Genomic DNA, 12,124 nt, shown 5'->3' on the forward strand with positions numbered 1-12,124 from the left:
GGCGATAGCGGTGTGTCAGACGTTTTCCATGTTGATTGATACACCGCCATCGCCAGCAAGCCGGCTCCTACAGGTTTGCGCCCTTGCAAGTCATTTGTCAGGGCCGCTTGGCCGTCAATCCCTGACTTGCCGGCCGGTAAAAGGTAAACTTCCCGGCCTGCGCAGGAGCAATCATGAATTATCGTCACGCCTTCCATGCCGGCAATCACGCCGATGTGTTCAAACACCTGACCTTGACCCGCCTCATCGCCCTGATGTCGCGCAAGGAGCAGCCGTTTGCCTATCTCGACACCCATGCCGGCATCGGTCTGTATGACCTTCAGGGTGACCAGGCCAACCGTACCGGTGAGTACCTGGAGGGCATTGCGCGTTTGTGGGATCAGCCGGATCTGCCGATCCTGACCGCTGATTACATGCAGGTGCTGCACGAGATGAACCCGGATGGCCAGTTGCGCTATTACCCGGGGTCGCCGGAGCTGGCGCGACGCCTGACTCGTCCGCAGGATCGTGTGTTGCTCAACGAGAAGCATCCGGAAGACGGCGTTTTGCTCAAGGACAACATGGCCGGTGATCGCCGGGTCAAGGTGCACCTGGGCGAAGGCTGGTTTGTGCCGCGGGCCTTGTTGCCGGTGCCGGAGAAGCGTGCGGTGATGCTGATCGATCCGCCGTTCGAGAAGCTCGACGAGATGCAGCGCTGCGCCGCGTCGTTGAAGGAAGCGATTGGCCGCATGCGCCAGACCGTGGCGGCCATCTGGTACCCGGTGAAGGATCAGCGCGCCTTGCGTCGTTTCTACCAGGACCTGGCCGGTACCGGTGCGCCGAAGTTGTTGCGCGTGGAGTTGCTGGTGCACCCGCTGGATACGCCGAACAGCCTGAACGGTTCTGGCCTGGCGATTGCCAATCCGCCGTGGGGGCTGGAGGAAGAGTTGCGTGAGCTGCTGCCGTGGTTGTCCGAGAAGCTTGGGCAGACCCAGGGTGGCTGGCGGATGGATTGGTTGATTGCCGAGTAATGCTCGGCCCGTAGGAGCCGGCTTGCCGGCGATGGCGGCTTAAAGGTCACCGCTGGACCCACTGCCGCCATCGCCAGCAAGCCGGCTCCTACAAGTGTTCTGTGTCAGATCGGGCAAGTCACGCCAGTGCCGCCAATCCCGCAATAACCTTCAGGGTTCTTGGCCAGATACTGCTGGTGATACGCCTCGGCGAAATAGACCGTCGGGGCTTCTTCGATTTCGGTGGTGATCTCGCCTTTGCCAGCCTTGGTCAGTTCGACCTGGAACACTTCTTTGCTGTGTTGGGCGGCGGCCAGTTGCGTCGGGTTGGTCGCATAGATCACCGAACGATACTGGGTGCCGATATCGTTGCCCTGACGCATGCCCTGGGTCGGGTTGTGCAGTTCCCAGAACATCTTCAGCAATTCTTCGTAACTGACTTTTGCCGGCTCGTAGACCACGAGCACCACTTCGCTGTGGCCGGTCAGGCCTGAGCAGACTTCTTCATACGTAGGGTTTGGCGTGAAGCCGCCGGCGTAACCGACCACGGTGCTGACCACACCTTCACGCTGCCAGAAGCGACGTTCCGCGCCCCAGAAGCAGCCGAGGCCGAAGATCGCAAAGTCGACATCGTTGGCGAACGGACCCAGCAGCGGGGCGTCGTGGACGAAATGTCTTTCCGGGAGGTTCATCGGGGTTTCGCGGCCAGGCAGAGCTTGTTCTTTAGTAGGGAGCACGTTTTTGTTCACCAGGATTTCCGAGCGCAGAACCATGATCAGTCCTCTCAGTCAGGTTGGGTTGTAAATAAACAGGCTGTCAGTGTGCCCAATACCTGCCCGATACGCACTACCTTGTGGGAGCGGGCTTGCTCGCGAAGGCGTTGAGTCAGTCAGTTACCACGGCTCTGACACACCGCATTCGCGAGCAAGCCCGCTCCCACAGGTTTTGTGTCATCCACAGATTCTGTGTTTGTCAGGCGATTGGGCCACGCGGGTAGCGTTTGAGCTTTTCGATCAGCTCGTTGCCCGGGATCGGACGGTCGAACAGGTAGCCCTGGCCGACGTCGCAGCGGTGACGGCGCAGGAACGACAACTGCTCGGCAGTTTCGACGCCTTCAGCCACGACCTTGAGCTTCAGGTTGTGGGCCATGGCGATCACCGCGGAGGTGATTTCCATGTCGTCCTGGTTGTCCGGGATTTCATGGATGAAGCTTCGATCGATCTTAATGATGTCGATGGGGAATTTTTTCAAGTAACTGAGCGACGAGTAACCGGTGCCGAAGTCATCCATGGCCAGGGTCAGGCCCAGACGCTTGAGCTGGTCGAGCTGCAGGTGGGTGTCCTCGGTGGCTTCCAGCAGCAGGCCCTCCGTTAACTCAAGCTCCAGCAAGTGGGCTGGCAGGGCTTCTTCCTTGAGGATGGTGGCGATGGAGGCCACCAGGTCCGGATCGGAGAACTGCTTGGGCGACAGGTTGATCGCTACTTGCAGGTTGCCCAGGCCGACCGCGGTCAGCGCTTTGCTCATGCGGCAGGCCTGGCGGGCGATCCATTTGCCGATGGGAATGATCAAGCCGGTTTCTTCGGCGACGCTGATGAACTGGTCCGGGCGGATCATGCCCTTTTCCGGATGATCCCAGCGCAACAGTGCTTCCATGCCCAGCAGGCGACCGCTGCGCAGGCACAGCTTGGGCTGGTAGAACACGTCGAGCTCGTTCTGGGTCAGGGCGCGGCGCAGGTTGTTTTCGACGAACAGCTTGTAGCTGGCCTCGGCATTCAGCGCTTCGGTGAACACTTGCACCTGGTGTTTGCCGTTGGCCTTGGCCTTGTGCAGCGCCAGCCCGGCGTTGCGCATCAGGGTTTGCGGGTCACGCCCGTGCAGCGGCGCACAGGCCAGGCCCACGGAGCCGGTGACGCTGATCAACTGGTTGTCGACGAACATCGGTTTGTCGAGGGTCGCCAGCAATTGATTGGCCACTTGCTGACCGACAGTGAGGTCGCTGTTGTCCAGTAACACGGCGAATTCGTTACTGGCGAATCGTGCCAGGCTGCCGCTCGGGATCAAGCTGTTGCGCAGGCGCCGGGCCAGGCTGATCAGCAGCTTGTCGCCGGTCTGGTGGCCGAGGCTGTCGTTGATCCGCTTGAAGTTGTCGATGTCCACCAGCAACAGGCTGATCGGCGCATCGCTGTCTCGGGCGAAGCGTTCATCGAGGTTGCGGATGAACGCCGGGCGGTTGCCGAGATTGGTCAGGTTGTCGGTGTAGGCCAGGCGCTCGATACGCTGCTGAGCGAGCTTGGTCTGGGTGATGTCTTCGTAGATGCCGATGTAGTGGGTCAGCTCGCGGTTGTCGCCGTAAACCTTGGAGATCGACAACTGGCCCCAGTAGGGTTCGAGGTTTTTCCGGCGGCTCTTGAATTCGCCCTGCCAACTGTTGCTCTTGGCCAGTGCCGAAGGCGCGTCGAACAGCAGTTCGCTGAGATTCTCCAGGGCCGGCAGTTCCGACAGGCGCTGACCGTGCACTTCTTCGGTGGAGTATTGGGTGATCGCAGTGAAGCTCGGGTTGACGTATTCCACCACGCCGTCGCAATTGACCAGCAGAAAGGCGTTGGCACTTTGTTCGACGGCACGCTGAAACAGGTGCAGGGCGCTGGTGGCGGCTCGCCGGTTGTGGTTGCTGATGACCTGGGCAAACTGGTCCGCCAGTTCTCCGGCGAAGGCGATTTCATCCGACTGCCAGGCACGAGTCGCGCCGGTCTGCTCCAGGCACAAAACGCCGACCACCTGGCCATCGACACGGATACTGGCGTCGAGCATTGCGTTGACGTCGCGCGGGCGCAGGCTTTCGGCCATCTCCCGGGTGCGTGGGTCGCGCATGGCGTTATGGGCGTCGATGGCGCGGCCGGTGTGCAAGGCGTCAAGGTAATCGGGGAAGATGCTGACGTCGATCGGTTGCGGCAGCAGGTATTCCTGGCTCGTGCGGTGATAGGCCGAGATCGGTACCAGCCTCGAGCCGTCGAGGTGCCACAGGCTGGCGCAGTCGATTTCGTAAATGTCGCAGGCGCTGCGGGTGATCAGCTCGGCGGCTTCCTGCAAGGAATTGCTGCTGCTGTAGCGTTGGCGGGTGAGCAGCAGGATCAGGTCCTGTTGGGCGCGCGCCCGGTCCAGATGCAGCAGTTGCTCCTGCTGTGCACGCTGATTGAGTTCCAGGGCAATTTGCAGGCGCGAGTTCTGGGTTTCCAGATCCAGGGCCGGTTGCAGCGGGTCGTCCTCGAACAGGCCGTCAATGACCAGTAGGTAGCCGCGCAACAGGTGGCGATTGTGTTGTTTGTAGGCTTCGCCCAGTTCCAGCAGGTTCAGGGAACCCGAGGCAGTGTGCAGGGTATAGCGAATCAGGTAATGCGTGCTTTCAGTCAGCTGCTGCTGGATCGCGTCGTGCAGTTGATAGCGCGCTTCCGGCTCCATCAGGCTGGCGTAGGGCGAGCCCACCAGCGCACACAACTCCACGGCTGGCAGGCCGAACTGGCGTTCACAATTGGGGTCAAGAAACAGCAGCGCCCAGCTGGGTTCATTAAGCCGTTCGAAACGCAGCATGCCGAGCCGCGAGGGCACAGGCAACTGCGTCACTACCTCGGCCACCATACGGCTGGCGGCATCGGGTTGGCTTTTCATGGAGGGAAACTCGCTTCGAATATGCTGAACGCGCTGGGCTCTCGCCCTCTTTACTGTTGCCTGCGGCAAGGTTGCATCATTGCGACACCGACTGACAAGAGAGATGAAGGCCAAGTGCTATAAGAATATGTCGGCAGGTGCGAAGATTTCTGCAGTTTCCAGTAAAAAGTATTGTTATTGATCAGATCGCAGCCTTCGGAGCCGTCTCGAAGGCCGTGATTTTTTGCCGTCAACGCAATTCAATGTCTGTCGATTGCAATAGCTTGCCATCGCGATCGTGGTAATTCACCCGGATGCGTTTTGCGTCGATGACCAGATGCGCGAAGTTATCCTGACTGATGACTTTACCGGTCAGTTCCTGCCGATATTCGCCTGCGGCGGTCCGTGCCAGCGGACGGTCGAGGATAAAGCTGGATTGACTGGCATAGGGCAGCAGTTTGGAGTTGCACAAGGGCGACGAGACGATGGTGCGCACTTCGAAGTCCGGGTCTTCGCTGTGGGTCAGTCGGCTGGTCATGGAGGCGTGGACGTCACCGGCAACGAATATGACATTCTTCAGCCGGTGCGAACGAATGGTCTCCAGCAACCGCAGCCGTTGCCCGGGAAAGCCGGCCCAGGCGTCATCCCCGTTGTTTTTGGCATCCGGAAAGAACATCACGCTGGTGACCACCAACTTGACCCGGGCGGGGCTGTGGATCAGCCATTGGCACAAGGCATGTTCCTGTTCAACATCAAGGATGCGTCGATCATCGGCGGACAGATTACGCTGGGTGCGGCTATCGGTGACGAACCATTCGATATCGCCATCGGTGAACTGATACCAGTAGTGCTTCGGGTGCCGGCTGATCCGGCCATCGTCAAGCAACTCAAATACCGGGCTGTGGCTGGCTTGATATATCTCATAAGCACTTATGGCATTGTTATATAAAATATCATCCCCTGATCTTTTCTTGTCTGGCCAGTTATCTTCAATTTCATGATCGTCGAGAATCATGTAAGTCGATACGTTGGCCATTAACCTGGAAATATGCGGTTGGGAAAAAGCCGCACGGTATTTCGCGAGAATTTGCTGATATTCGCGGTCAGGCGCGAAAAAATTCAGATCGTCGACATAGATCTGATCACCCGTCATCAACATCGCGCTGACTGGCGGGTCGGCTTGTTGCGCCAATTTTGCAATGGAGGCAAATATCCGGTCGCCCAGTTGTGGCGCCGATGGGATACCGGCGGTCATCCGCAAGTAACGACATGAGCCGACGAAATAGGCGCGTGGCATGCCGATCGTGCTGGATCGGGTACGCAAGCGATAGAGCTCTTGCGGCCATTGCAGCGGCAGCTCTTGCAGCGAGTCCATGGTATGCCCGGCACTCGTGGTGCTGAACCAGCCGGCCTGGTATTCGTATTCGGTATCGGCCATCAGGTTATCGAGAACAATGACTTCGGACATATCTTGCAGGCTTGTCAGTCTTGCAAAGTTAGTCTTAATCCATTGTTCATGCCCGGATTGCCGATAACGGATGCCGGCAAATACGGGTGCACTTTTTTGCGCTGCGCCGCGCACAAATATGCGTGCATGATTAGTTGTGGTGTGGCCAATAATTGGCCCGGTAGTTGGTTTGAACATGTTTGAGTCCATTCGTTGCCAGTTAATGGGTAGTTGGTTGTTTCGGATGTGATGGGAGGGTGTTCAGCCAAGACTAGTTATTTGGCCTGAATAAATATCTGGCAGAAATGGATTCGAGTTGTGGGCGATATCAGCCACAAATGTAGGAAGGCGTACGAAACAGGATCTTCATGCAATCCCGGGAAACACCGATAACGCATTACCTGTAGGAGCCGGCTTGCTGGCGATGGATTCAAGTGCGCCGCGTTTATTCAGTTCACACGCGTTATCGTTAACGACCATCGCCAGCAAGCCGGCTCCTACGAGAGGCCCTGTCGTGGTTCAAAATGATGAAGTTACGCAATACCTGTAGGAGCCGGCTTGCTGGCGATGGATTCAAGTGCGCCGCGTTTATCCAGTTCACGCGCGTAATCGTTAGCGACCATCGCTGGCAAGCCAGCTCCTACGAGAGGCCCTGTCGTGGTCCAAAATGATGAAGTTACGCAATACCTGTAGGAGCCGGCTTGCTGACGATGGATTCAAGTGCGCCGCGTTTATTCAGTTCACACGCGTTATCGTTAACGACCATCGCTGGCAGCCGGCTCCTACGAGAGGCCCTGTCGTGGTCCAAAATGATGAAGTTACGCAATACCTGTAGGAGCCGGCTTGCTGGCGATGGATTCAAGTGCGCCGCGTTTATTCAGTTCACACGCGTTATCGTTAACGACCATCGCTGGCAGCCAGCTCCTACGAGAGGCCCTGTCGTGGTCCAAAATGATGAAGTTACGCAATACCTGTAGGAGCCGGCTTGCTGGCGATGGATTCAAGTGCGCCGCGTTTATTCAGTTCACACGCGTTATCGTTAACGACCATCGCTGGCAGCCAGCTCCTACGAGAGGCCCTGTCGTGGTCCAAAATGATGAAGTTACGCAATACCTGTAGGAGCCGGCTTGCTGGCGATGGATTCAAGTGCGCCGCGTTTATTCAGTTCACACGCGTTATCGTTAACGACCATCGCCAGCAAGCCGGCTCCTACAAGGGACCATGCCCACGCGGAAAATGAAGTGACCTCCAGGCCAGTGAAAGTCCCAAAAAAAAGCCCCGCCAAATTGGCGGGGTTGAGGTACGAGCGTGGCGCTCGGAAACGTGGAACGCAACAGGCCCTCCGGTGAGGGAGGGCCGGTCGGTATTACAGGAGCATGGTGCGGATGTCGCCCAACAGGTCGCTCAGACGCTTGGTGAAGCGTGCAGCAGCGGCGCCGTTGATCACGCGGTGATCGTAGGACAGCGACAGTGGCAGCATCAGTTTCGGCTGGAAGGCTTTGCCGTCCCAGACTGGCTGGATGGTTGCCTTGGAAACACCGAGGATCGCCACTTCCGGCGCGTTGACGATCGGCGTGAAGCCGGTGCCGCCAATGTGGCCGAGGCTGGAAATGGTGAAGCAGGCGCCTTGCATCTCGTCCGACGAAAGCTTCTTGGTCCGGGCTTTTTCAGCCAGGGAAGCCGCTTCGGCCGCCAGTTGCAGCAGGCTCTTCTGGTCGACGTTCTTGATGACCGGTACCAGCAGGCCATCCGGGGTGTCGACGGCGAAGCCGATGTTCACGTATTTCTTGCGGATGATCGCTTTGCCGCTTGGCGCCAGCGAGCTGTTGAAGTCCGGCAGTTCCTTGAGCAGGTGCGCGCAGGTCTTGAGCAGCAACGGCAGGACGGTCAGCTTGACGCCGGCCTTCTCTGCAACGGCTTTCTGGGCAACACGGAACGCTTCGAGCTCGGTGATATCCGCCGAGTCGAATTGCGTCACGTGCGGCACGTTCAGCCAGCTGCGGTGCAGGTTGGCAGCGCCGACCTGCATCAGGCGGGTCATCGGCACTTCTTCGATTTCACCGAAGCGGCTGAAGTCCACGACCGGAATCGGCGGGATGCCCGCGCCACCGGTTGCGCCAGCAGTGGCTGGTGCTTCCTTGGCCTTCTGCATCATGGCTTTGACGTAAACCTGCACGTCTTCTTTCAGGATGCGACCGTGCGGACCGCTGGCGCCAACGGCGCTCAGCTCGACACCGAATTCGCGGGCCAGTTGACGCACGGCAGGGCCGGCGTGAACTTTCGCGCCTGGCTTGGCAGGTGCGGCGGCCGGAGCGGCAGCAGGTGCAGCGGCAGCAGGAGCAGGTGCGCTTGGAGCAACAGCGGCAGCGGCAGCTGGAGCCGGGGCAGCAGCCGGGGCGGCGCCTTTGACTTTCAGCTTGAGGATCAGGTCGCCGGTGCCGACTTCGTCATCGAGCTTGATGGAAACACTTTCCACCACGCCAGCAGATGGCGATGGGATTTCCATGCTCGCCTTGTCGGATTCCAGGGTGATCAGCGACTGGTCGGCGGCAACGGTGTCGCCGGCCTTGACCAGGACTTCGATGATCTTGGCCTTGCCCGACGAACCGATGTCCGGAACGTGGATGTCCTGAACGCTGTCGGCAACCGGTGCAGTCGGAGCTGCTGCAGGAGCAGGCGCAGCGGCGGCAGCTGGAGCGGCAGCCTGGGCCGGAGCAGCAGCCGGTGCCGCGGCACCCGCCACTTCCAGATCGAGGATCAGGTCGCCAGTGCCGACTTCGTCGTTGAGCTTGACGCTGATGGCCTTGACCACGCCAGCGGCAGGCGACGGGATTTCCATGCTCGCCTTGTCGGATTCGAGGGTGATCAGCGACTGATCAGCCTCGACGGTGTCGCCGACCTTGACCTGGATCTCGATGATCTGGGCCTTGCCCGACGAACCGATGTCCGGCACGTGCACTTGCTGAACGCTGGCGGCAGCCGGCGCAGCAGCAGGAGCCGCGGCGGCAGGAGCTGCAGCCGGCTTGGCTTCAGCCTTCGCGGCTGGTGCAGCGGCAGCCGCAGGAGCAGCAGCGGCACCTTCGACTTCCAGCTCCAGCAGTTCGTCGCCTTCTTTCAGGCGATCGCCCAGCTTCACTTTCAGGCTCTTGATGATACCGGCCTTCGGCGCGGGCACTTCCATGCTCGCCTTGTCCGATTCCAGCGTCAGGATGCTCTGGTCGGCTTCGATACGGTCGCCGACCTTCACAAACAGTTCAATTACTTCACCTTCACCGCTGCCGATGTCAGGTACGCGAATGAGTTCGCTCACAGAATCTCTCCTCAGCAGTCCAGTGGGTTGCGTTTTTCCGGGTTGATACCGAACTTGACGATGGCCTCGGCCACCACTTTAGGTTCGATGTCACCACGGTCAGCCAGTGCTTCCAGGGCTGCCAACACCACGAAATGACGGTCAACTTCGAAGAAATGACGCAGTTTCTTGCGGCTGTCGCTGCGGCCGAAGCCGTCGGTGCCCAGGACTTTGAATTCCTTGGACGGTACCCACTGACGGATCTGCTCGGCGAACAGTTTCATGTAGTCAGTAGAGGCGATGACCGGACCTTTACGGCCGTTCAGGCACTCTTCCACATAGCTCAGCTTAGGCTTCTGGCCAGGGTGCAGACGGTTGGTGCGCTCAACGGCCAGGCCGTCGCGACGCAGTTCGTTGAAGCTGGTAACGCTCCACACGTCGGCGCCGACGTTGAACTCTTCGCGCAGGATCTTCGCTGCTTCACGGACTTCACGCAGGATGGTGCCGGAGCCCATCAGCTGAACGTGGTGCGCCGCTTCGCGGTTGTCTTCTTCGAGCAGGTACATGCCTTTCTTGATGCCTTCTTCGGCACCGGCCGGCATGGCTGGCTGCTGGTACGACTCGTTCATCACGGTGATGTAGTAGAAGACGTCCTGTTGCTCTTCGGTCATCTTCTTCATGCCGTCCTGAATGATCACCGCCAGCTCATAGCCGTAGGTTGGATCGTAGGTGCGGCAGTTCGGGATGGTCGCGGCCAGCAGGTGGCTGTGACCGTCTTCGTGCTGTAGGCCTTCACCGTTCAGGGTGGTACGGCCGGCGGTGCCGCCGATCAGGAAGCCACGGGTGCGGCTGTCGCCAGCGGCCCAGGCCAGGTCGCCGATACGCTGGAAGCCGAACATCGAGTAGAAGATGTAGAACGGCAGCATCGGCTGGTTGTGGCTGGAGTACGAAGTACCGGCAGCGATGAAGGAGCTCATGGCGCCCGCTTCGTTGATGCCTTCTTCGAGGATCTGGCCCTTCTGGTCTTCCTTGTAGAACATCACCTGGTCTTTATCGACTGGCTCGTAGAGCTGGCCGACGGAGGAGTAGATGCCCAACTGACGGAACATGCCTTCCATACCGAAGGTACGGGCTTCGTCCGGGATGATCGGGACGATGCGCGGGCCGATTTCCTTGTCCTTGACCAATTGCGCGAGGATCCGCACGAAGGCCATGGTGGTGGAGATTTCACGGTCGCCCGAGCCGTCCAGGATTGCCTTGAGGGTATCCAGTGGCGGAGTCGGAACGCTGAAGCTTTGCGCGCGGCGCTGTGGCACGAAACCGCCCAGTGCGGTACGGCGCTCGCTCAGGTAGCGGGCTTCGGCGCTGCCTTCTTCCGGTTTGAAGAACGGCAGGTTTTCGAGTTCGTCGTCTTTGACCGGGATGTCGAAACGATCGCGGAACAACTTCAGGCTTTCGACATCGACCTTCTTGGTGTTGTGCGCGGTGTTTTTCGCTTCGCCGGCACCGGTGCCATAACCCTTGATGGTCTTGGCCAGGATAACGGTCGGTTGTTCTTTGTGGTTGACCGCTTCGTGGTACGCCGCGTAGACCTTGTACGGGTCGTGGCCGCCACGGTTGAGCTTCCAGATCTCGTCGTCGGACAGGTCTTCGACCATCGCCTTGAGTTCTGGCGTGTTGAAGAAGTGTTCACGTACGAACGCGCCGTCTTTGGCTTTGTAGTTCTGGTACTCGCCGTCGATGACTTCGTCCATGCGACGTTGCAGGATGCCGTCGACGTCCTTGGCCAGCAGTGGGTCCCAGAAACGGCCCCAGATGACTTTGGTCACGTTCCACTGGGCACCGCGGAACACGCCTTCGAGTTCCTGGATGATCTTGCCGTTGCCGCGAACCGGGCCGTCGAGGCGCTGCAGGTTGCAGTTGATGACGAAGATCAGGTTGTCCAGCTTCTCGCGGCCGGCCAGGGAGATCGCGCCCAGGGATTCCGGCTCGTCGCACTCGCCGTCGCCCAGGAAGCACCAGACTTTCTGTTTGCCCGGCTGGATGAAGCCACGGTGCTCCAGGTACTTCATGAAGCGTGCCTGGTAGATCGCCTGGATCGGGCCCAGACCCATGGATACGGTCGGGAACTGCCAGAAGTCAGGCATCAGCCAAGGGTGCGGGTAGGACGACAGGCCCTGACCGTCGACTTCCTGGCGGAAGTTGTTCATCTGGTCTTCGGTGATGCGGCCTTCCATGAATGCACGGGCGTAAACGCCTGGCGAGGTGTGGCCCTGGAAGTAGATCAGGTCGCCGCCGTGTTCGTCGGTCGGGGCCTGGAAGAAGTAGTTGAAGCCGATGTCATACAGAGTCGCACTGGAAGCGAAGCTGGAGATGTGACCGCCGAGGTCAGAATCTTTCAGGTTCGTACGCATTACCATGGCCATCGCGTTCCAGCGTACCAACGAGCGAATGCGGCGTTCCATGAACAGGTCGCCAGGCATGCGTGCTTCGTGGGTAACGGGGATCGTGTTGCGGTAAGGCGTGGTGATGGCGTAAGGCAACTGCGAACCGCTGCGGGTCGCGAGTTCACCCATACGGGTCATCAGATAGTGAGCACGGTCTTCGCCTTCTTTGTCGAGAACCGATTCCAGGGCGTCCAGCCATTCCTGGGTTTCGACGGGATCGAGGTCTTGCATGGCTTGCTCCAGGGCGGAAAGGCTACCAGAATCGGTTGCCTGAGTTAGCGACTGGCCTTGTGGGCAGACGTTATGA

General features: G+C 59.3%; 6 protein-coding genes. 1 reads left to right on the forward strand and 5 read right to left on the reverse strand.

Features of this window, described 5'->3' with window-relative positions; all coding sequences use genetic code 11:
- The first annotated feature begins 173 nt into the window (after positions 1 to 173).
- Positions 174 to 1,010: a 23S rRNA (adenine(2030)-N(6))-methyltransferase RlmJ gene (locus KGA88_RS20055; RefSeq protein ID WP_103397327.1), complete on the forward strand. Its 837-nt coding sequence runs from the start codon at positions 174 to 176 to the stop codon at positions 1,008 to 1,010.
- A gap of 104 nt (positions 1,011 to 1,114) precedes the next feature.
- On the opposite strand, the gene msrA is transcribed toward KGA88_RS20055, so the two are convergent.
- The 5 genes from msrA to aceE all read right to left on the reverse strand — a co-directional run bounded on the left by msrA (position 1,115) and on the right by aceE (position 12,048).
- A complete protein-coding gene (gene msrA / locus KGA88_RS20060) occupies positions 1,115 to 1,762 on the reverse strand; it encodes a peptide-methionine (S)-S-oxide reductase MsrA (RefSeq protein ID WP_223593837.1) in 648 nt (215 codons plus the stop codon).
- 199 nt (positions 1,763 to 1,961) lie between these two features.
- Positions 1,962 to 4,655, reverse strand: a complete 2,694-nt coding sequence (locus KGA88_RS20065) for a putative bifunctional diguanylate cyclase/phosphodiesterase (protein WP_223593839.1) — start codon at positions 4,653 to 4,655, stop codon at positions 1,962 to 1,964.
- 229 nt (positions 4,656 to 4,884) lie between these two features.
- Complete coding sequence (locus KGA88_RS20070) at positions 4,885 to 6,279, reverse strand: alkaline phosphatase D family protein (protein ID WP_223593842.1); 1,395 nt, start codon at positions 6,277 to 6,279, stop codon at positions 4,885 to 4,887.
- Positions 6,280 to 7,447: 1,168 nt separating this feature from the next.
- On the reverse strand, positions 7,448 to 9,391 hold the full coding sequence (gene aceF / locus KGA88_RS20075; RefSeq protein ID WP_223593844.1) for a dihydrolipoyllysine-residue acetyltransferase: 1,944 nt from the start codon (positions 9,389 to 9,391) through the stop codon (positions 7,448 to 7,450).
- 11 nt (positions 9,392 to 9,402) lie between these two features.
- Complete coding sequence (aceE, locus tag KGA88_RS20080) at positions 9,403 to 12,048, reverse strand: pyruvate dehydrogenase (acetyl-transferring), homodimeric type (RefSeq protein ID WP_223593855.1); 2,646 nt, start codon at positions 12,046 to 12,048, stop codon at positions 9,403 to 9,405.
- Positions 12,049 to 12,124: the final 76 nt, after the last annotated feature.

Origin of the sequence: Pseudomonas sp. A-R-19, assembly GCF_019956575.1 — a bacterium.
GTDB lineage: Bacteria > Pseudomonadota > Gammaproteobacteria > Pseudomonadales > Pseudomonadaceae > Aquipseudomonas.